10 protein-coding genes are annotated in these 21,616 nt (G+C 71.9%); 5 read left to right on the top strand and 5 right to left on the bottom strand.

The genetic code is table 11. From position 1 onward, the window contains the following. From BM085_RS03335 to helR, 4 genes are all read left to right on the top strand, one after another. Entirely contained in the window at positions 1-1,788 is a 1,788-nt protein-coding gene (locus tag BM085_RS03335; protein ID WP_093885542.1) for an ABC transporter ATP-binding protein, read from the top strand. Between the two features lie 56 nt (positions 1,789-1,844). Next, positions 1,845-12,713: a non-ribosomal peptide synthetase gene (locus BM085_RS03330; protein WP_093885541.1), complete on the top strand. Its 10,869-nt coding sequence runs from the start codon at positions 1,845-1,847 to the stop codon at positions 12,711-12,713. Beyond that, entirely contained in the window at positions 12,700-14,400 is a 1,701-nt protein-coding gene (locus BM085_RS03325; protein WP_093885759.1) for an ABC transporter transmembrane domain-containing protein, read from the top strand. Before BM085_RS03330 ends, BM085_RS03325 begins: the two co-directional genes overlap by 14 nt. Positions 14,401-14,978: 578 nt before the next feature. Continuing rightward, positions 14,979-17,126 (top strand): RNA polymerase recycling motor ATPase HelR, encoded by a 2,148-nt coding sequence (gene helR, locus BM085_RS03320; protein WP_093885540.1) that lies wholly within the window; start codon positions 14,979-14,981, stop codon positions 17,124-17,126. Here the strand turns inward: helR and BM085_RS47310 are convergent. Together BM085_RS47310 and BM085_RS03310 are read right to left on the bottom strand one after the other, a co-directional pair. After that, positions 17,072-17,302, bottom strand: coding sequence for a VOC family protein (locus BM085_RS47310; RefSeq protein ID WP_425443255.1), 231 nt, complete (start codon positions 17,300-17,302; stop codon positions 17,072-17,074). The two genes, helR and BM085_RS47310, sit on opposite strands and share 55 nt — an antisense overlap. Positions 17,303-17,323: 21 nt before the next feature. After that, on the bottom strand, positions 17,324-17,851 hold the full coding sequence (locus BM085_RS03310; RefSeq protein ID WP_093885539.1) for a nitroreductase/quinone reductase family protein: 528 nt from the start codon (positions 17,849-17,851) through the stop codon (positions 17,324-17,326). A 161-nt stretch (positions 17,852-18,012) separates the two neighbouring features. Here BM085_RS03310 and BM085_RS03305 point away from each other — a divergent pair, with 161 nt between their 5' ends. Further along, positions 18,013-18,669, top strand: coding sequence for a TetR/AcrR family transcriptional regulator (locus tag BM085_RS03305; RefSeq protein ID WP_093885538.1), 657 nt, complete (start codon positions 18,013-18,015; stop codon positions 18,667-18,669). A gap of 184 nt (positions 18,670-18,853) precedes the next feature. Here the strand turns inward: BM085_RS03305 and BM085_RS03300 are convergent, their stop codons facing one another. The 3 genes from BM085_RS03300 to BM085_RS03290 all read right to left on the bottom strand — a co-directional run bounded on the left by BM085_RS03300 (position 18,854) and on the right by BM085_RS03290 (position 21,612). Then, positions 18,854-19,681, bottom strand: coding sequence for an SDR family oxidoreductase (locus BM085_RS03300; RefSeq protein ID WP_093885537.1), 828 nt, complete (start codon positions 19,679-19,681; stop codon positions 18,854-18,856). A 72-nt stretch (positions 19,682-19,753) separates the two neighbouring features. Beyond that, positions 19,754-20,398, bottom strand: coding sequence for a response regulator transcription factor (locus tag BM085_RS03295; RefSeq protein ID WP_093885536.1), 645 nt, complete (start codon positions 20,396-20,398; stop codon positions 19,754-19,756). After that, positions 20,386-21,612: a sensor histidine kinase gene (locus tag BM085_RS03290; RefSeq protein WP_093885535.1), complete on the bottom strand. Its 1,227-nt coding sequence runs from the start codon at positions 21,610-21,612 to the stop codon at positions 20,386-20,388. The genes BM085_RS03295 and BM085_RS03290 overlap by 13 nt, the downstream gene beginning before the upstream one ends. Between the last annotated feature and the right edge of the window lie 4 nt (positions 21,613-21,616).

Genomic DNA, 21,616 nt, shown 5'->3' with positions numbered 1-21,616 from the left:
GTGAGCGCCACCGACACGCGCGTCGCCTCGGCCATCCTGCGCACGGCGACCGGACGCGAGGCCATCCGATGGGTCGCGGCGCACGCCCGCGAGGTGCCATGGCTGACGACCGCCACCGTGCTCACCACGGTGGCCGGGGCGGCGCTCCAGGTGCTGCCGGTGCTCCTGCTCGGCCGGGTGGTCGACGGGGTGATCGGGGGCGGACCGCAGTCGATCCTGATCACGGTCGGGATACTGATGGCGGCCGCCGCGCTGCTCGGCTCGGCGGCCACCGCGGCGTCGACGTACCTGATCGGGCGGCTGGGCGCGGATCTGCTCGCGCGGCTGCGGGAGGGCGCCGTCCAGGCGGTGCTGGGAATGCCGAGCGCGCGGATCGAGCAGGTCGGCCGGGGCGACGTGCTGTCCAGGGTCGGTGACGATGTGGCCGTGGTGTCCAAGGGCATCCGGACGGCCATCCCCACGGTGTTCTCGGCGGGAGTGCTGGTCGTCATCGCCACGGTCGGCATGTTCGGGCTGGACTGGCGGCTCGGCCTGGCGGGTGCCGGCGCGCTGCCCGCGTACGGGCTGGCCCTGCGCTGGTATCTCCCCCGGTCCGCACCGCTCTACCAGCGGCAGCGGGAGGCCCAGGCCGATCGCGCGCAGGCGTTGATCAGCGGCCTGAACGGGATCGACACCGTCCGGGCGTACCGCCTTGAGGACGCCTTCCGCGCGCGGGTCACCCGCGAGTCGTGGCGGGTGCGCGATCTCGGCGTCGAAGTGTTCCGGTTCTTCGGCCGGTTCGTCGGCAGGGAGAACCGCGCCGAGTTCATCGGGCTGGTCCTGATCATCGTGGTGGGGTACGTCCTGCTGGAGGCCGATGCCGTCACCTTGGGTGAGGCGTCGGTGGCCCCGCTGCTGTTCCACCGGCTGTTCACGCCACTGGGCGCCGTCATGTTCACCTTCGACGAGGCGCAGAAGTCGGGCGCGAGCCTGACCCGGCTGGTCGGGGTGCTGGGCGAGGCCGCGGAGGAGAGGCTGGTGGGTCATGCGGCCGTCGCGCCGGCGGACGCCGGGCCGTACCCGGTGACGGTGGAGGGGCTGACGTTCGGCTATCCCGATTCCGAGCAGCCGGTCCTGCGGGACATCGACCTGGTGATCCCGGCGGGCGGTTCGCTCGCGCTGGTGGGGGCGACGGGCGCGGGCAAGACGACCCTGGCCGCGCTGATCGCGGGCATCGGGACCCCGCAGGCCGGGTCGGTGCGCATCGGGTCGACCGACCTCGCCGAGCTGGACGAGGCCGGGGCGCGGGCCCTGGTGAGCATCCTGACGCAGGAGACGCACGTGTTCTCCGGTCCGCTCGCCGACGACCTGCGGCTGGCCGCGCCGGAGGCGACCGACGCCGAGCTGATGGACGCGTTGCGTACGGCCGGCGCCGAGACGTGGGTCGCGGCGCTGCCCGACGGGCTGAGCACCATGGTCGGCGAGGGCGGCGAGCGCCTGGACGGCACCAAGGTCGCCCAGATCGCCCTGGCCCGGCTGGTTCTGGGCCGATCGCCGGTAGTGGTGCTGGACGAGTCGACCGCGGAGGCGGGCAGCCAGGGCGCCGCCGAGCTGGAGCGGGCCGTGTCGGCCGTGTGCCGGGGCCGTACCACGCTGTTGGTGGCGCACCGGCTGACCCAGGCGACGGCGGCGGACCGCATCGCCGTGCTGGACGCGGGACGCGTTGTGGAGCAGGGCACCCACGAGGAACTGGTGGCTCTGGGCGGGCGGTACGCGCGACTGTGGCGTGCGTGGCAAGAAGGCAGTTGAGGAATTTAAATTAGGTTAGGCTAACTTTCATACCTGAAAGGGCGACTGAGTCTTCGATGATGGAACCGGGCACTCGTCTCGCACTGCTTTCTCCCTCGCGCCTGGCCGACGTGCGCCGGCGGACCGGCGAATATTCCGACAGGACCATCACCGAAGCGTGCGCCATCGGGCTGGCCTACTGGGCGACGGGCCAGAGCCCCGGCAGCCTCCATCTCACCTCCGGCACCCTGTTCGCCGACGTCCTCGGATGGGTCGACAACGGCGGGGACGGGGTCGGCGGCTGGGAGGTCGGCGCGGACGGCCGGAGCATCACCGTCCCCGAGGGCGTCGTGCTGACCGACGCGCAGCTCGCGCTGGACGACCTGGCCGACTTCCCGGATCGGCCGGTGGGCACCATCAGCCCTTCCAGCGTGGCGGCACGGCTCGAAGCCCTGGCCGAGTGGAACGACAACCAGGCCGACCGGGTCCGCCCGACCGTCGTGGAGATGTTCCGCGAGCAGGTCCGCGCCAGGCCGGACGCCATCGCCATCGTCGACGACCATCGGTCGCTGACCTACCGTGAGGCGGCCGAGCTGTCCAGCCAGCTGGCCCACCACCTGATCGAACGCGGACTCACCGCCGAACAGGTCGTCGGCATCTCGCTGGGCCGCTCCGCCGAGATGGTGATCGGCCTGCTCGGCGTGCTCCAGGCGGGGGGCGCGTTCGTGCCGCTCGATCCGCACTGGCCCGCCGCGCGCAGAGCGGTCGTCATCGACGACGCCCGGGTCGTGGTGCAGCTCAACGACTCCGGCGAGCACGACGCGGGCGAACCGGAAGCCGTGGCCGTCGACCTCGACGAGTGGCGGTTCGGCCCGTATCCCACCGGGAGCACCGAGGTGGCCGTCCCCGGCCCCGCGCTGGCATACGTGATCTTCACGTCCGGTTCGACCGGGCGGCCCAAGGGCGCGATGATCCGGCACGAGGCGATCAGCGAGCGCCTGCTGTGGCAGGTCGACGAGATCCTGGGCTTCGGCCCCGACGACGCGTCGCTGTTCAAGGCGCCGCTGTCGTTCGACATCTCCATCAACGAGATCTTCCTGCCGCTGGTGTGCGGCGGCAGGCTGGTGGTCCTGCGGCCCGGCGGCGAACGCGACCCGCACCACCTGCTGAGCGTGATCGCCGAGCAGCGCGTCACCTTCACGTACCTGGTGTCGTCCATGCTGGACGTGCTGCTGGAGATCGTGGGCGACTCCGGGCGGCTGGACAGCCTGAGGCACGTGTGGTGCGGCGGCGAGGTGCTGACCCCGGAGCTGTACGAACGGTTCCGTACCCGGCTCGACATCCCCATGTACCACGGCTACGGCCCGGCCGAGACGACGATCGGAGTCTCGCACGTCATCTACCGGGGCGCGGCGGAACGCCTGTCGACGTCGATCGGCAGGGCCAACCCCAACACCGGGCTGTACGTGCTGGACGAGGAGCTGCGCCCGGTCCCGGTCGGTGTCGGCGGCGAGCTGTACGTGGGCGGGTTCCTCCTGGGCCGCGGGTACGTCAACGCGCCCGGCCTGACGGCATCCCGGTTCGTGGCGAACCCTTTCGCCGGGGACGGGTCCCGGCTGTACCGGACCGGTGACCTCGCGCGGTTCGCCCCGGACGGGTCACTGGACTTCCTCGGCCGGGCCGACAACCAGATCAAGATCCGCGGCATGCGGCTGGAGATCGAGGATGTCGAGGTCGGTCTCGCGGAGCACCCCCGGGTACGGCACAGCTGTGTCGTCGCGAAGAAGAACGCGGCCGGCGGCACATACCTGGCGGGGTACGTGATCCCGGTGGCCGGGAGCGAGGACCTGCGGGCGGACGAGGTCAGGGCGTGGGCCGCCGAGCACATGGTCGACTACATGGTGCCCGCGCACATCGTCGTGATGAAGGAGTTCCCGCTCACCCCGAACGGCAAGCTGGACCGGGGCGCGTTGCCGGAGCCGGCGATCGAGGCGGGGCCGTCCGTCCCGCCCACCACCGAGAACGAGCGCGTGGTGTGCGCGGCGGTCGCGTCGGTGTTACGGCTGGACGAGGTCGGTGTCGACCAGAACTTCTTCAGGCTCGGCGGAGACAGCATTCTGGCGATCTCGCTGCTGAGCGCGCTGCGCGACGCGGGCCTCCACGTAACGGCGGCGCAGATCTTCGCCGGCGGCACCGTGGGGGCGCTGGCGGCGGCGGCGAGCCGTGACGACGTCTCCCCTGTGGACCGCGAGGATGTCGCGACCGGTCCCGTCGCGGGGACGCCCATCGTGCAGTGGCTCGGCGAGAGCACGGACGCGATCGACGGCTTCGTGCAGTCGGTGGTGCTGAACACCCCGGCGGACCTGACCGCCGACGCCCTCGACGAGATGCTCGCCGCCGTGGTCAGGCGGCACGACATGCTGCGCGCCAAACTGGTGCGCGGCGCCCGCTGGGGCTTCGACATCCCGGAGGCGGACCAGGCCGTCGCGGGGTGGCAGAAGAGCGACCTGCCGCTCGGCGAGTGCGTCGAGCTCGCCGCCGCCGGGCTGGACCCGGACAACGGCGTGATGCTCCGTGCCGTCTGGCGGCGCGAGGCCCGGCAACTGGTCATGGCCGTCCATCACGTGGTGATCGACGGCGTGTCATGGCGGATCCTGATGGAGGACCTGGCCACGGCGTGGCGGCAGCTCACCTCGGGCACGCCGATCGAGTTGCCCGCGGTGGGCACGTCGTTCCGGCGCTGGACACAGTTGCTTGAGCGCGCGACGTCCGACACGGACCGCGACTACTTCCAGCGTCCCCTGCCGGGAGCGGACGGACCGCTGGGCAGGCGTCCGCTGTCGGAATCCGACACCGTCGCACGCGAGAGGGTGCGGGCCGTCTCGGTCGGCCCCGAGGTCACAGCCGCGCTGCTGGGCGAGATTCCCGCGAGGTTCCACGCGGGCGTCAACGACGTGCTGCTGACCGCGCTCGCCGTCGCCCTCGCCCGGTGGCGCCGCGACCTCGGGCAGGATCAGACGTTCGCGCACATCGAACTCGAGGGCCACGGCCGCGAAGGACGGTTCGTGGCGGGCGCCGCCGGCTTCGAGCCGGACCTGTCGCGGACCGTGGGCTGGTTCACCACGCTGTTCCCGGTGACCGTGGACCCTGGCGCGACGGCCGATCTCACCGCCCCCGACTACCTGTCCGCCGCGCTCAAGTCGGTCAAGGAGGACCTCGCCCGGGTGCCGGGCAACGGCGTGTCCTACGGCGCCCTGCGGTACCTGACAGGCACCGGGTTCGACGCGTCCGCCCCGCAGGTGTTGTTCAACTACCTGGGCCGCTTCGACGCGGGCGCGTCCGGGGACTGGCGGCTCGCAGGCGCCACCGGGCAGTTGGGCGAGAGGCGCGACCCGAGGATGCGCCTGCCGCGCGCCCTGGAGTTCAACGCGATCGCCGAACCCGGCTCGACCGGCGAGTACGAGCTGGTCACCACCATCTCGTGGCCGGACGGAGTGTTCGCCGACGCGGACATCGCCACGATCGGCGAGTACTTCCGGGCGGCCCTGGCGGGACTGGCCGCGCTCGACCAGGGCGGCCACTCCCCCGGCGACTTCGGCGCGCTGTCTCTCACGCAGGCCGATGTCGACGCCCTGGACGGCCCGGCGCTGCGGGACATCCTGCCGCTGACCCCGTTGCAGGAGGGCCTGTACTTCCACTCGGTCTTCGACGACGACTCGGCGGGCAGTTACGTCGAGCAGCAGATACTGACGCTGGACGGCGAGGTGGACGCCGACCGGCTCGCGGCGGCGACCACCCGGCTGCTCGCGCTGTACCCGAACCTGGCCGCGCGGTTCGTGGCCCTCGCCGACGGCCGCGTGGTCTCGGTGCTGGAGAGCGGTGTGCAACCGCCGTTCACCACGCTGGAGCGCCCCGGCATCACCGACGACGAGATCCGTGACCACGCCGAGCGGGACCGCCGCGCCGGGTTCGACCTCGCCACCGGCCCGCTGATGCGCTACACCCTCATCCGCACGGGGGCCGGCCGGAACGTCCTGGTGCAGACCGTGCACCACATCATCGCCGACGGCTGGTCGGTGCCCCCGATGCTGCGCGCGCTGCTGGCCGAGTATCACGCGCCGGGGACCGTGTACCCGCGGGGCGACTTCCCCGGCCACGTGCGCCGGCTCGCCGCACGCGACGACGACGAGAGCGACCGGGTATGGCGCGATCAGCTCGCCGGCCTGCCCGGCCCTTCGCTGGTCGCCGAGGGGCACACCCCGTCCGGCCGGTTCGCCGAAACCGCGGTGGAGCCGGATGACGACATCGACGCGGCCGTCCGGTCAGCGGGCGTGCCGCTGAGCGTCGCCGTGCACAGCGCGTGGGCGGTGACGCTGGGCGGCATCCTGCAGGGCAAGGACGTGGTGTTCGGCTCCACGGTGTCCGGGCGTGACGCGGATGTGCCCGGCATCGAGGACATGGTGGGCCTGCTCATCAACACGATCCCCGTGCGCGCCCGATGGGACGGCGCCACCACGGCGCGCGAACTGCTCGCCTCGGTGCGGGAACACCAGAGCGCGGTGCTGCCGCACCAGCATGTCTCCCTGACCGGGATCGGCCGCCGGGTCGGCGGCGGTCCCCTGTTCGACACCCTGGTGGTGTTCGACGTCGCGACCGATGTGGACGGTCTGCGGAGGCCTGGCGACGAGCTCGTCATCACCGGCATCGTGAACGAGGGCGTCCCGCACTACCCGTTGACGCTCGTGGTGGAGCGCGCGCTCGACGGCCGGCCGCGATTCAACCTGATCTACGACAGCGGACTGCTGCGGGAGACGCGCGCCCAGGTGATCCTGCGCGCGTTCACCCGGGCCCTGACCGGCCTGCTCACCCGGCCGGACGCCCCGGTGCCCGACGGCGCCGGACGCCCCGCGCCGATCACCCCGACGACCCTGGGCGGACTGTTCGACGCCGCCGCGGACCGCGACCCGGCCGCCGTCGCCGTCACCCAGTGCGGTCTCGACGGCGGCACCCGCTCGCTCACCTACGGCGAACTGGCGGAGGCGAAGAACGCGCTGGCCTCGGCGCTGCGGGCGGCCGGGGTCGGACCGGGCAAACGGGTCGCCGTCGCCGTCCCGCGCTCCCTTGAGCAGGTCGTCGCCCTGGTCGCGATCGTCACCGCGGGCGGCGCGTACGTGCCGCTGGATCTGGCGTACCCGGATGAACGGCTGGAGTACATCCTCGCCGACGCCGCCCCGCAGGTCGTTCTCGTGGACCGGGAACAGCGGGACCGCTTCGCGGAGCTGTCGGCCAGGGCGGGCGTGCCGGCCCACCTGCTCGTACCGGGAGACGAGCCGCCGCCGGCCACCACCGCGCCCGAGGCCGGCTGGCACGACCCGGCGTACGTGATCTACACGTCCGGATCGACCGGCAGTCCCAAGGGTGTCGTCGTCCCGCACTCCAGCGTGGTGACGCTGCTCGCCAACACCCAGCCCGGCATGGACTTCGGTCCGCACGACGTGTGGGTCCAGTTCCACTCCTACTCCTTCGACTTCGCGGTGTGGGAGCTGTGGGGCGCGCTGGCGCACGGCGGTGAGCTGCTGGTGCCGGAGTACGGGTTGACCCGCTCCCCGGTCGACTTCCACCGGCTGGTCCGCGAGCGCGGAGTGACCGTGCTCAACCAGACCCCGTCGGCGTTCTACCAGTTCATCGAGGCCGACCGGCACGCCGGCGAGCCGGTCGCGTCGCTACGCCGGATCATCTTCGGCGGCGAGGCACTGGATCTCGGGCGACTGCGCGGCTGGGTCGAGCGGCACGGCACCGGCTCGCCCGAGCTGGTCAACATGTACGGCATCACCGAGACCACCGTCCACGTCACGCACCGGGTGCTGACCGACGAGGACTTCGCCTCCGGCGACGACGTCAGCCCGATCGGCGGCCCGATCCCCGGCCTGGTCACCTACCTGCTCGACGACCGGCTCCGGCCGGTGCCGCCGGGCCGGGTGGGCGCCATCTACGTCGCCGGCGACCAGGTGTCGCTCGGCTACCTGGGCAGGCCGGGGCTCACCGCGGGCCGGTTCGTGGCGGACCCGTTCGCGGGCGACGGCTCCCGCATGTACCACACGGGCGACCTCGCCCGCCGTACACTCGACGGCGAGCTGGAGTTCACCGGCCGCGCCGACGATCAGGTGCAGCTCAAGGGTTTCCGCATCGAGCTCGGCGAGGTGGAGTCCGCGGTCAGGGAACTGGACGGCGTGGTCGATGTGGCCGTCACCGTGGCCGGCAGCGGCGACCACCTGGTCGCGCACGTCGTGGGTCGGGTGCCCGGCGACGTCACCGGCCCGCTGTCGGCGAAACTGCCCGCGCACATGGTGCCGGGCCGGGTGCTGCGGGTCGACGCCCTGCCGCTGACGGTCAACGGCAAGCTGGACCGGAAGACCCTGAGCGAGCGCGCCGCGCACGACGACACCCCCGTGCCCGCGAGCGATTCCACGCTTGCCGCACTGGTCGGCATTTTCGCCGAGACGCTGCCCGGCTGCGACGCGGACGGCGACACCGACTTCTTCGGGGCCGGAGGAGACAGCATCGTCGCCATCACCGTGGTCAACCGGGCCAGGGCTCTCGGCCTGCCGATCACCCCACGGGACGTGTTCCTGTTCAGGACGCCGCGCGCACTCGCCGGGCACCTGGGGACGCGCCCGCCGCGGGCCGCGGCGTCCGCGCCCGCCCGCCGCGAGGACGGCCCGCTGGCACCGACGCCGATCATCCTGCGCCAACGGGAACTGGGCGGCTCTCTCGCCCGGTTCGCCCAGGCCAGGACAGTGGCGGCACCCGAGGCAACCACGTTCGCCGACGCCGAGCGCGCCGCGAACGCCGTCGTGGCCGCACACCCGGCCCTCCGGCTGCGGCTGCGCGTCGAGCACGGGGTGTGGGCCCTGCGCACCGAACCCGCCCGCGAGGTCACCGTCGTCCGGACCGACGCGACCGACGCGGCGGCCGCGGCGGACGGAGCCGCCGGACGGCTCGATCCCGAGTCCGGGGAGGTGATCGCGTTCTCGTGGCTGGCGGCGAGCCGGACCCTGGTGGTCACCGTGCACCACCTCGCCGTCGACTCGGTGTCCTGGCTGGTCCTGCTGGACGACCTGGCCGCCGCCATGCGCGGGGCGCCCCTGGTGCCGCCGACCACGTCCTACGCCGAGTACGCCGACGCGCTGACGGCCCGGTCCGCCCAGGTGATCGACGACCTCGGGCACTGGGTCTCCACGCTCGAAGCGCCCGTGCTGCTGCCCGTGGTCGGGGGGCTGCGCGAGACCACCGTGGAGGTCGCGCCCGAGCTGACCGCCCAGGTGACGCGTACCGCGCCCGCCGTACTCGGCGTCGGTCTCACCGAGCTGCTGTGCGGCGCGCTGCGGACCGCGCTGACGCGCATCCAACCGTCGCCCACCGATCTCGCGATCGAGGTGGAACGGCATGGCCGGGTCCCGGTGCTCGAACACCACGACTACACCCGCACGGTCGGCTGGTTCACCTCCATCGCGCCCGTGCGGCTCACAGCGCACACCGACCCCGTGGCGGCGGCGCGCGAGGTCGCCGAACGCCAGCCGGACGAGCGCGGGCATGTCGCCTACGGCCAGCTCAGGTATCTCAACCCGCAGACGGCACCGCTGCTGAACGCGCGCCCGCAGGTGCTGTTCAACTACCTCGGCCGGGGCAGCGAGTCCCAGGCGCCGCACATCGCCGGCGGCGACCAGGGCAGCCCGTACGCTGTCGAGGTCAACGCGTGGATCGACGCGGCCACCGGAAGCCTGCGCGCGGCCTTCACCCTCGCCGAAGGCATTCCCGACGAGCTTGCCGAGCACTGGCGGCACGCGCTGGAGCGGATCGCGGACGCCTCCGCGACGGCCGAGTGGACGGCGCCCGTCACCCCGCTTCAGAAGGGCCTGTTCTTCCAGGCCCAGCTGGCGGGCTCGGCCGGACACTACGTCGCCCAGAACTACTTCGCCTTCGACCGGCGGCTGGACACCGACGCCCTGGCCGAGGCGATGGCGTACGTGATCGCGCGGCACCCGGTCGTGGGCGCCGGTTTCAGCACCGACGCCGGCGGAAACCCGGTCCAGGTCCTGGCAGCGGGCCGGCGGGTCGACGTCCGCACGGTCGTACTGCCGACGGAGGCGGAAGTCGAAGCCCTGCGCGCCCAGGACCGCGACACGGGCTTCGACCCGGACGAGCCACCGCTGATCCGGTTGACCGTGGTGCGCCTGCCCGGCGACCGCGACGGCCTGCTGCTGAGCTACCACCTGCTGCTGTGGGACGGCTGGTCCCGCGAGATCGTGCTGCGGGACCTGTTCGACGCCTATCGGGCCGTCGTCATGGGAGAGCCGCTGGATCCGGCCCCGGCCACGCCGAGCTTCGAGGACTACGCCCGGGCGCTCGACGCCAGGGACCTCTCCGCGTCGGAACGCTTCTGGACGGAGCACCTGTCCGCTCTCCCCGGCCCGACGCTGCTCGCCGGGCCGTCACCGTCGCTTCCGGACGACCTGCCGCACGCACTCGTGCACACGCTGTCCGCCGAACAGTCGCAACTGCTGCGAGAAGCGGCCAGGACGCACGCCGTAACGCTGAACTCGGTGCTGACCGGCGCGTTCGGCCTGCTGTTGGGCGCGCACACGGGCCGCAGTGACGCCGTGTTCGGCGTGACCGTCTCCGGCAGGCAGGGCGAGGGGCTGTCCGACATCGTCGGCGTGCTGCTCAACACCGTGCCCATGTGGACGCGGGCACGGCCGGATGACACGGTGCGGGAGTACCTGGCCGCCGTGCAGGCGGCCAGAGTCGCGGCGATGGAGCACGAGCACCTGGGGCTCGGCGAGATCCAGCGGGCCGGCGGGCACGACACCCTGTTCGACAACCTGTTCGTGCTGCAGAACTTCCTGGACATGGACGCGTTCGCCAGGATGAACGCCCGGCACGGCATCACCGCGGTGCGGGCCGACGACTCCACGCACTACCCGTTCACCTGGGTCGTCACGCCTGGCGACCGGCTCACGGTCAAGCTGGAGTACCGCGACGACGACGCCGAGCGCGCCCGCCGTCTCCTGGACGACTACCTGCGCGTGCTCGAGGATCTGGCCCGATCGACCGGGCCGGTGGGCGCGCTGCGGGGTCTGGGGCCGGAGCCGGAGCCGGCCGAGCGTACGGACGTCGGCACGGACACCGTGGTCGACCGGTTCGACCAGGCGGCCGAGCGTAGCCCGCAGCGGGTCGCGCTCGTCGCCCACGGCCGGACCATGACGTTCGCCCAGCTCCGGGACCGCAGCCGCGCGGTGGCGGGTCTGCTCGTCCAGCGCGGTATCGGCCCTGAGACGACCGTGGGGCTCGCGATCCCGCGCTCTCTCGACTCGATCGTGGCGCTGTTCGCCGTGCTGCGCGCCGGCGCCGCGTATGTGCCGCTGGAGCTGGACCACCCGGACGAGCGGATCGCCGCGATCGTCGCGGACGCCCGCCCGGACGTGATCCTCACCGTGAGCGCCGTCTCTCCCCGGCTGAGCGGCGACCTGATCGAGCTGGACCGCCCGCTGCCGGAGGCCGAGCCGTTCGTGACGTTCGCGCCGGACGACCCGGCCCGCCTGCGGCACCCCGCGTACACGATCTACACCTCCGGATCGACCGGGAAGCCCAAAGGCGTGGTGACCGAGTACGCCGGGCTCACCAACATGCTGATCAACCACCGGCGTCGCATCTTCGAGCCGGTGTTGGCCGAGCACGCCCACCGGGTCTTCCGGATCGCGCACACCGTGTCGTTCGCGTTCGACATGTCGTGGGAGGAACTGCTGTGGCTCGCCGACGGCCACGAGGTGCACATCTGCGACGAGGAGCTGCGACGCGACGCGCCCCGGCTGGTCGAGTACTGCCTCGAGCACGGGATCGACGTCATCAACGTGACCCCCACCTACGCGCAGCAGCTGGTGGCCGAGGGGCTGCTCGACGACCCCGCGCGGCGACCCGCGCTGGTGCTGCTGGGCGGCGAGGCGGTCACCCCGACGTTGTGGCATCGGCTCGCCGCGACCGAGGGGACGGTCGGCTACAACCTGTACGGACCCACCGAGTACACCATCAACACCCTCGGCGTCGGCACCTTCGAGTGCCAGGACCCGGTGGTGGGCGTGGCGATCGACAACACCGGTGTGTACGTGCTGGACCCGTGGCTGCGGCCCGTGCCGGACGGCGTGCCCGGTGAACTGTACGTGTCGGGTATCGGCATCGCGCGCGGCTACCTCGGGCAGCCCGCCCAGACCGCGCACCGGTTCGTCGCGTGCCCGTTCGGCGAACCCGGCGAGCGCATGTACCGCACCGGGGACCTCGTGCTCCGGCGGCCCGACGGGAACCTGACGTACCTGGGCCGCACCGACCAGCAAGTCAAGATCCGGGGGCACCGGGTCGAGCCGGGCGAGGTCGAGGCCGCGTTCGAGGCGCACCCGGCGGTGCGGTTCGCCGCCGCGGTCGCCCGGCCCGACCCGCAGGTCGACGGCGCGTTCCGGCTGGCCGCCTACCTCGTGCTGGACGGCTCCGACCTGGCGGCGGTCGCCGCCGAGGTGGGCGCCGGGCTGCCGGACTACCTGCGCCCCACGCATTACGCCCACGTCGATGCCATCCCGCTGACAGTGAACGGGAAAGCCGACGCCAAGGCGCTGCCGGAGGCCAAACCGCTGGGCGCGCTGACCACGTCGGCCGAGCGCGGCCCGGTGACCGAGACCGAGACCGTGGTGTGCGAGTTCTTCGCCGAGGCACTGGACCTGGATGATGACGAGGTGAGCGCGGTGAGCGACTTCATGTCCCTCGGGGGGCACTCCATGCTGGCGGTGCGGCTGATCGGCCTGCTCCGCCGCGAGTACGGTCCCGTGATCACCGTCCGTGATCTGCTCACCCTGCGAACCCCGGAAGCGATTGCCCGACACCTCGATGACAACTCCTGACAAGCAGAGGTCCCGCACGGGGCCCGACATCCTCCGGACCGCCCTGCGGCGCAACGCCGGCGCCATGACCTGGGGCACCGTCCTCATGGGCATGTACCAGGCCGGCGAGACCGCTTTTCCCATCGCACTCGGCCTGATAGTCGAGCACACGATGCGGGACCGCAGCCTCGGCTCCCTCGCCCTGTCGATCGCCGCGCTGGCTGTGATCATCACAACCGTGTCACTGTCGTGGCGGTTCGGGATGCGCGTCCTGCAGAAGGCCAACACGACCGAGGCACACCGCTGGCGGGTACGGGTCGCGGCCTGCGGACTCCAACCGGTCGCCAGGGACACCGATCTCAAGTCCGGCGAGGTCCTGACCATCGCCACCGAGGACGCCGACCAGACCGCCGACATCATCGAGGTGGTGCCGCTGCTGATCAGCTCGCTGGTCGCGGTGCTGATCACAGCGGTCGCGCTGGGCATGGCCAGCGTCCGGCTCGGCCTGCTGGTGATCGTGGGAACCGTCGCGATCCTGTCGATCCTGAGCGTGATGTCCAAACGGATCGGCGCCGGCACCCGCGAACAGCAGGCCCGGGTGGCGCGGGCCGGCGCGAAGGTCGCCGACCTGATCACCGGCCTGCGTCCGCTGCACGGCTTCGGCGGCAACCACGCGGGGTTCCTGTCCTACCGGAAGGTCAGCACGGAGGCGAAAAGCCAGGCGATCGCCGTCGCCAAGGTGAACGGCGCGTACGCCGGCACCGCGCTGGCACTCAACGCGATCCTCGCCGCCGCCGTGACCCTGACGGCGGGCTGGCTGGCGTTCAACGGCCGGATCACCATCGGGCAGCTCGTCATGGCCGTGGGGCTGGCGCAGTTCATCATGGAACCGCTCAGGTTGTTCTCGGAGATGCCGAAGTACGTGATGATCGCGCGCGCGTCGGCCGAGCGGATGGCGCTGGTGCTGGCCGCGCCTCCGGTGATGACCCCGGGGCAGGGGCGCCCGTCCGCGGGCGGAGACCTCGAGGTCGACAGCGTCCGGTACGGATCCCTGCGCGAGCTGAAGTTCCACGTGTCCGCCGGCGAGTTCGTGGCGATCGCCGTCTACCAGCCGCGCGCGGCGGCCGACCTCGCGTCGATCCTGGCCGTGAACGTCCCGCCCGACGCGTATGAAGGAGTGGTGCGGGTCGGCGGGCAGGAGCTCGCGGACCTGTCGATCGAGGCGGTCCGCGAGCACATGCTGGTGAACCCGTACGACGGGGAGATCTTCGCGGGCACTCTCCACACGAACATCGACCCGGCGGGCGCCGGCCGTATGGTCTCCGAGGCCGTCGAGGCGTCCATGCTGACCGACGTCGTCGCCCTCCACCGCGAAGGACTCGATCACGGCGTCCGCGACCGCGGCGCGAACCTTTCCGGTGGGCAGCGCCAGCGGCTGTCTTTGGCCCGCGCCCTCGCCGCCGACGCCGACGTCCTGGTCCTGCACGACCCGACGACAGCGGTCGACGCGGTCACCGAACAGCTCATCGCGCGCAACGTCGCGGAGCTACGCCGGGACCGCACCACCATCGTGATCACCAGCAGCCCGGCCCTCCTGGACGCCGCCGACCGGGTCCTCGTCCTGGACGACGGCGTCATCACCGCGGAGGACACCCATCGCAACCTCCTCACCACGGACGAGAACTACCGCCTGGCCGTGGCCCGGTGACCTGAACGGGTGACTCCTCGCTGATCACGCTGTCGACGGGCCTCCGCGGGAACGGCATGTCCCGGCCGCCGAACTCGACAAGCGGCGGCCGGGACCCGCAGGTCGCGCATGGGGACCGGTCAGACCTCTTCGACGCTGCTCGGCTCACGCCGGGACAGGTCGATGCCGAGCTCTTGCGCGGCGCGGAAGTCCACCGCGGCAGGATGGATCCGCCGGGCAGCGGGGATGTCCGCGCTCGCCGCGAGGAGGTCGTCCGTCCACAGCGGCGATCAGAGTGAAGGAGAGTGCCCACCCCTCTCCACTCTCAACGTATAGCGCACCAGGGGGCTTGCCACAAGACCCGGGTCATGCCGCAGAATCGTCCGCCGAGGCCAGAACCTGAGGAAACGGGGGATAGGAAATGCGGGTGTTGTTGTCGACGTATGGGTCGCACGGGGACGTCGGACCGGTGGTGGGGCTCGCGGTGCGGTTGCGGGAACTCGGCGCGGTCAGCCGTGAAAGGCCGCCCGTGTCCACGTGAACCACGCGGCTCGTCGAGCCGGAAAGCGCCTTGTCCACCCCAGAACGGAACTGATGACATGACCCCTCTGACTACCAGCGCGTTCGACCTTCCCGACCACCTCTCCCCCAAGGCCGACCCGGCGCTGATCGCCGGCGACGAGCAGCACTTCGCGGCCATCGCGGAGAGCCTCGAGCAGTCGATCGCCGACCTGTCCGACCGCCTCGACGCCGAGCGCAAGGCGCCCGGCGGCATAGGCCGGCAGGCGATGGACCGGGACATGGAGATCCACCGGTTGACCGCCCGCCTGCGCGCCCTGCGCCGCTTCGGCCTGGACCTGTGCCTCGGACACATGGTCGACGCGGACACCCCCGAGCCCGTGTACGTCGGACGGCTTGGCCTCACGGACAGCGCGGGCCGCCGGCTGCTGCTCGACTGGCGCTCCCCCGCGGCTGAGCCGTTCTTCGGAGCCACCCACGCCAACCCGATGGGGCTGGCGAGCCGCCGCAGGTATCGCTGGACCCGCGGCCGGATCAGCGACTACTGGGACGAGGTGTTCACCTCGGACGGGTTCGAAGGGCACGCCGCGCTCGACGACCAGTCCGCCTTCATCGCCAGCCTGGGCGGCAACCGGTCGCCCAGGATGCGAGACGTGCTCGGCACCATCCAGGCCGACCAGGACGCCATCATCCGCGCGGGGTCCCACGGCGCTCTCGTCGTCGACGGCGGTCCGGGTACGGGGAAGACCGTCGTCGCTCTGCACCGCTCCGCCTATCTCCTCTACTCCGACCCTCGCCTCGGTCACCACCGGGGCGGCGTGCTGTTCGTCGGCCCGCACCAGCCCTACCTGGCCTACGTCGCCGACGTCCTGCCCAGCCTCGGAGAGGAGGGCGTGCAGACCTGCACCCTGCGCGACCTCGTCCCGGAGGGAGCCGCGGCGGCGATCGAGACCGACCCGGACGTGGCTCGCCTGAAGTCGTCGGCGGACCTGGTGAAGGCGATCGAGCCCGCTGTCACGTTCTACGAGAACCCGCCCGCCAAGGGGATGACGGTCACGACCCCCTGGTCCGACATCTGGCTGAGCGCCGACGATTGGGCCGAGGCGTTCGAAGCACCGGATCCCGGCACTCCGCACAACGACGCGCGCGACCAGATCTGGGAGGAGCTGCTCACGATCCTGGTGGACAAGCACGACGGCGACGCCCCCGACCACCTGCTCCGCAAGTCGCTGCTGCAGAACAGGGAGCTGCTCACGACCCTCAACCGCGCGTGGCCGCTGCTCGAAGCGACCGACCTCGTCGGCGACCTGTGGTCGGTACCCGCCTACCTGCGCAAGTGCGCCCCCCGGCTCAGCGTCGACGACGTACGGCGACTGCAGCGCGCGGACGCCCAGGCCTGGACGGTGTCCGACCTGCCGCTCCTGGACGCGGCGCGACAGCGGCTCGGTGACCCGGAGGCGTCACGACGTAAACGCCGGCAGGAAGCCGCTCTCGCCGCCCAGCGCGAGCGCATGGCCCAGGTCGTCGACACCCTGATCGAGGCCGATGACGACGGCGAGGGCCTGGTGACACAGCTGCGCCGAGCGGACCTCCAGCGAAATCTGGTCGACGAGTCCGAGCTGCCCGCCCTCGACCCGGACCTGCTCGCCGGCCCGTTCGCGCACATCGTCGTGGACGAGGCTCAGGAACTGACCGACGCCGAGTGGCAGATGCTGCTGCTCCGCTGCCCGTCCCGGAGCTTCACCATCGTCGGGGACCGCGCCCAGGCCAGGCACGGGTTCACGGAGTCGTGGCAGGAACGGCTCGAGCGGATCGGGCTCGACCGGGTCAACCTGGCCTCCCTGAGCGTCAACTACCGGACGCCGGAAGAAATCATGAAGGAAGCCGAGCCGGTCATCAGGGCCGCGCTCCCGGACGCCAACGTGCCGACCTCCATCCGCAGCGGCGACGTCCCTGTCGTGCACGGATCGGCTGCGGATCTGGGCTCGATCCTCGACACCTGGCTCGCCGCGCATGCCGACGGGATCGCCTGTGTCATCGGCGATCCCACGTTCCGGGCGACGTCCCGCGTCCGGTCGCTGACCCCGGAGCTGTCGAAAGGGCTTGAATTCGACCTGGTCGTCCTCATCGACCCGGAGGCGTTCGGCACGGGTATCGAAGGAGCGGTCGACCGCTATGTCGCGATGACCCGGGCGACCCAGCGACTCGTCATCCTCACGAGCTCCTGACGTCGGCCACGAGCTCCTGGGAGGAAGGTCACGCCGGTCTTTCCGGTGAGCCGGCGGCCATCCCGGCCGTAGCCCGGCTGGAGCGCGACCTCGAAGTCGAGGGTGTCGCGGTAGAAGGCCGGGGAGGCGTCCGGGTCGGTATGCGGGAGGGAGCTCGTGTGAATGGTGATGTCCATGGCCGTCACGTTAGCTGCGGCTCAATGACCGGCGCCTCCCGGTTCCTGAGCCGACCGGTCGGGCGTGATGCGGAAGACCGGGTAATCCGCGGCGACCTGCTCGAACTCCTCCAGCGGCGCCTGCGGGGCCACCGGGATGTGGGTACGGCCTCCCGGCGAGACGGCCAGGTAGCGGCGCAGGATGGGCGCCCGGTCTCCGGTGTCGACTTCGTCCAGGCGTACGGCTTCGCTGCGACCGTGCCGCAGCACCGCCCGCCCTCCGGCGGCGTGGACGTTGTGCACCCAGTTGGTGTTCCGGCCGAGCATCGCCACCAGGTAGCGCTCGCCCTGGTGGTCCGCGACGACCAGCGGGAAGGAGATGACGCGGCCGGTGCTCCGGCCCGGCACCTGCAGGGTCACCATCCGGTCCGGCTGCAGCATCCCGGCCGCGAACACGGTGGCCCAGACCCGGTTGATCGCCCGCGCCAGGCGGTTGGGCCGGCCGCCGCGATACAGCCAGTGGTCGAAGCGGTGCAGGCGCGTGGGGCCGGCCTTCTCGTCGTGTCTCATATCTGGTGCCTCCTTGTGGATCTGGTCTTGCCGGGATGACCGCGATGCGCGCCTCCCGCGGGAACGGTCGCCCGATCAGCCACCGACCTGCCCTGTACGTCGTTCATGAACGCTGTACATGTACGTTGCTTAGGAGATCCTGCGCCGCATATAGTTGTCAAGTGGCTCCCGAGAGACTGACCCGCCAGGCCGTCATCGAGCGGGCGTTGAAGCTCGCCGACACCGACGGGCTTCAGGCGGTGACCATCCGCCGGCTCGCCGCCGAGCTCGGCGTCACGCCGACGGCGCTGTACTGGCATGTCAAGAACAAGGACGAGCTGCTCTCCGCGCTCGCCGACCATCTGCTCGCGGCGCTCGTCGCCGACGTGGACCCGGGCTGGCCCTGGAGTCGGCGCCTGCGCGTGATGATCACCGCACTGGTGGAGCAGACCCGTGCGCACCCATACCTGTCCACCCTGCTGCCGATGATCGACAAGAGCGCGGCCGAGGAATACCGCCGGGCCACCGACGTCGCGATCGGGCTGCTCACCGAGGCCGGGTTCACGCTCCAGGAAGCCGACCAGGTGGCCACCTACCTGCTCCTGGGGGCCACGGCGATGGTGTCCTGCCAGCCCGGCGGCGTGGGAAACGACGAGGAGGAGGCCACGGAGCTCCGGCGGCAGCACCGCCTCGACCTGGAACGCCTGCCTCCCGGCCGTTACCCCCACCTGGCCGCCTTCGCCGCCACCCTCTCCACTCCCCCCGACCTCGACGCCTACTACTCCTTCGGCATCGACCTCCTGCTGTCGGCGGTGAAGGCCACGGCCCCGAACGGATGAGGGGCTTCCGCCTCCTGATCGTGCGCGCCACGTACTGTTCCCGATCCGCCACCGCGGCCACGCCGAGCCGTACATCGCCCCGCGCCGGGCCGCCGCGTCGTGCGCCCGCGCGCCGCCCGTCCGGAGGCGAAGGGCAGCGCGACCGCACTGTCGGAGATCTGGCCGGCCTCCTGCCTGGACCGACCTACGGCGTCATCGCGGTCGGCTGCGCGTCGGGGCGCATGGCGGCGTCGGTGCCACCGTCGACGTACAGGATCGCGCCGGTGGTGAAGCGGGCCTCGGGCCGCAGGAACTGCTGCACCCAGAACGCGATGTCCTCGGGGCGGCCGAAGACGCCCAGGGGCATCGGCGTCGGGAACCCGTCCGGGTCGTAGTCGGCGGCGTCACCGGTGGCGCCGAGCATGAGCGGGGTGAGCACCGCGCCGGGCGCGATGCCGTTGAGCAGCACACCCTGCCGCGCCCATGCGGGGGTGACGGCGGTGCGGCGGACCCATCGGATGAGCGCGAACTTCGAGGAGGCGTAGGCGGAGATGCTGGGCACCATCGCGCGCACCTCGGCGGGCATCGCCTCGGCGGCGGCGCGGGCACGCTCACGGGCCGCCTGCTCCTTGCCCGCCAGCGCCAGCTCCACCAGGTCATCATCGATGATCGGGACGGTCGAGGCCGCGTTCGACCCGATCACGACGGCGCGTCCGGCACCCGAGGCCGCCAGCGCGGGCCGCAACCGCTCCAGCAGGCGGACCGTACCGAAGTAGTTGATCGACATGACGGCGGCGGCGTCGGGCAGGTTCGGGCCGACCCCCGCGATGGCCGCGACGCCGTCCAGCGTCCCGCCGCACCGGGCCAGGATCTCCTCGGCCGCCCGCTCACGCCCCTCGGCGGTGCCCAGGTCGGCGAGAATGTCGGCGTCGCGCAGGTCCACGCCGATGACAGTGTGCCCGGCGGCGCTGAGGGTCGCGGCGCTGGCGGCGCCCATGCCCGAGGCCGAACCGGTGACGGCGAATGTTGCCATGTCTCTCCTCAGGGGTGGGGGGTGCGGTCAGGCCCGCGGTGACGAGCTGGCCCGTTAGGCCGGCACTCGCCGCTACCGGTGATCCAGGAACGTGAGCACGGCGAGCACTCTGCGGTGGCCTCCGTCGGAGGCCGGCAGGCCGAGTTTGGCGAAGATGTTGCCGATGTGTTTGTGCACGGCGTTGTCCGTGACCGACAGCCGCCGGCCGATCTCGGCGTTGCTGAGGCCGTGCGCCATCAGCGACAGCACCTCCCGCTCCCGGTTGGTGAGCCTGTCGAGCGCGTTCGCGTCGCCGGCCGCCATGAGCTGGGCGATGACCTCGGGGTCCATCACGGTGCCGCCACCGGCGACTCTGCGCAGGTCGTCGATGAACTGCCCGACCCGGCCGACCCGGTCCTTGAGCAGGTAGCCGACCCCGCCGGAGCCGTCGGCGAGCAGTTCGCGGGCGTAGACCTGCTCGACGTACTGCGACAGGACCAGGACGGGCAGGCCGGGGTGTGCCTGCCTGATCGCCAGGGCCGCCTTGATGCCCTCGTCGCGGAAGGACGGCGGTAGCCGCACGTCGGCGATCACGAGGTCGGGCCGGTGCAGGTCGACGGACTCCACCAGGCCGGGGCCGTCGGTGACGACGGCGGCCACCTCGATGCCCTTGGTGCCCAGGAGCAGCTCCAGGCCGGTTGAGAGCAGGACATTGTCCTCGGCGATCACGACGCGCACGGCAACTCCACGGTGATGGCGGTCGGTCCGCCGACGGGGCTGTGGACCCGCACGACGCCGTCGAAGGCGGCGGTCCGCTTGCGGATGCCCATGACGCCCGTGCCGCGGCTCTCGTCGATTCCGCCGCGTCCGTCGTCGGTGATCTCGATGACGAGCGTGTCGTCTCGCCTGGTCAGCCGTACGGTGGCCCGTGCGGCGCCGCTGTGCTTGGTGATGTTGGTGACCGACTCGGCCACGATGAAGTAGGAGGCGGCCTCGACCGCCGCGGGGATGTGCCCGAGGCCGTCCAGCGTCACCTCGACGGGGACGCCGGCCCGTGCGGCCACCGCGGTCAGCGCACCGGGCAGTCCCCTGTCGGCGAGGATGGGCGGATACATGGTGCGGATCACCTCGCGCAGTTCGGCCATCGCCTCTTCGGTCCCCTCGTGGGCCTCTCTGAGCAGCTGGGCGAGGAGCCCGGCGTCCTCTGGGAGCGCTTCCCTGGCCACGCCCAGCCGCAGCGCGATGGCGACGAGCCTGGCCTGGGTGCCGTCGTGCAGATCGCGCTCGATCCGGCGCAGCTCGGCGTCGTGGGCGTCGAGCACGCCCGCCCTGCTCTCGGTCAGCTCGCCGACCCGCTCGGCGAGCCGCTCGGCCGGGGACGGCTCCAGCGCCGACAGGCAGCCTCGCGCGTGCAGGCGAGCCAGCCGCGGCACCGCCCACCAGGTGAGCGGTACGGCCATGGCGACCTGGGCGGCGCCGAGCCAGAAAGCGCCGGCCCATCCGGTCACCGGGACGACCACGAACAGCCTCAGGGGGTCCTCGGCGGGAAACAGCCACCACAGCGGGGCCTCGACCACGGGGGTCACCACCAAGCCGATGACCGTCAGCGCCGCCAGACCGGCGGGGACGCCTGTGGCGATGTTCCGGAGCGTCCATCGCAGGTCGCGACGGTACTCGGGATCGTCCGTGACCCGCCGCCACTGCGCGCGCAGGCCCTTGGGCAGCCGCGCCTCCCGCTCGGAGATCATGACTCCCAGCAGGGAGGCGGCGCGGCGCCGGTGCCATTCGGCCCAGCGCCGCAGCGCCGTCATCATGCGCGGGACAACCACGAGCCCGAGCCCGCCCACCCCTGTCGACACCAGGCCGGCGGCCAGGAGCGGCAGGAAGACCAACGTCGCGATCGAGGCCGGCAGAACCACCAGGAGATAGCGGACCTCACGCCACAGTCGCATGAGC

The organism is Streptosporangium canum (assembly GCF_900113865.1).
GTDB lineage: Bacteria > Actinomycetota > Actinomycetes > Streptosporangiales > Streptosporangiaceae > Streptosporangium > Streptosporangium canum.
Note: the sequence above shows the minus strand (reverse complement) of the source record. Positions and strands in the feature narration are given on the sequence as shown.

Coding starts and splice junctions, on each gene's coding strand:
- BM085_RS03290 (WP_093885535.1), bottom strand. CDS start 21,612: ATGCGACTGTGGCGTGAGGTCCGCTATCTCCTGGTGGTTCTGCCGGCC.
- BM085_RS03310 (WP_093885539.1), bottom strand. CDS start 17,851: ATGAGACACGACGAGAAGGCCGGCCCCACGCGCCTGCACCGCTTCGAC.
- helR (WP_093885540.1), top strand. CDS start 14,979: ATGACCCCTCTGACTACCAGCGCGTTCGACCTTCCCGACCACCTCTCC.
- BM085_RS47310 (WP_425443255.1), bottom strand. CDS start 17,302: ATGGACATCACCATTCACACGAGCTCCCTCCCGCATACCGACCCGGAC.
- BM085_RS03330 (WP_093885541.1), top strand. CDS start 1,845: ATGATGGAACCGGGCACTCGTCTCGCACTGCTTTCTCCCTCGCGCCTG.
- BM085_RS03325 (WP_093885759.1), top strand. CDS start 12,700: ATGACAACTCCTGACAAGCAGAGGTCCCGCACGGGGCCCGACATCCTC.
- BM085_RS03300 (WP_093885537.1), bottom strand. CDS start 19,681: ATGGCAACATTCGCCGTCACCGGTTCGGCCTCGGGCATGGGCGCCGCC.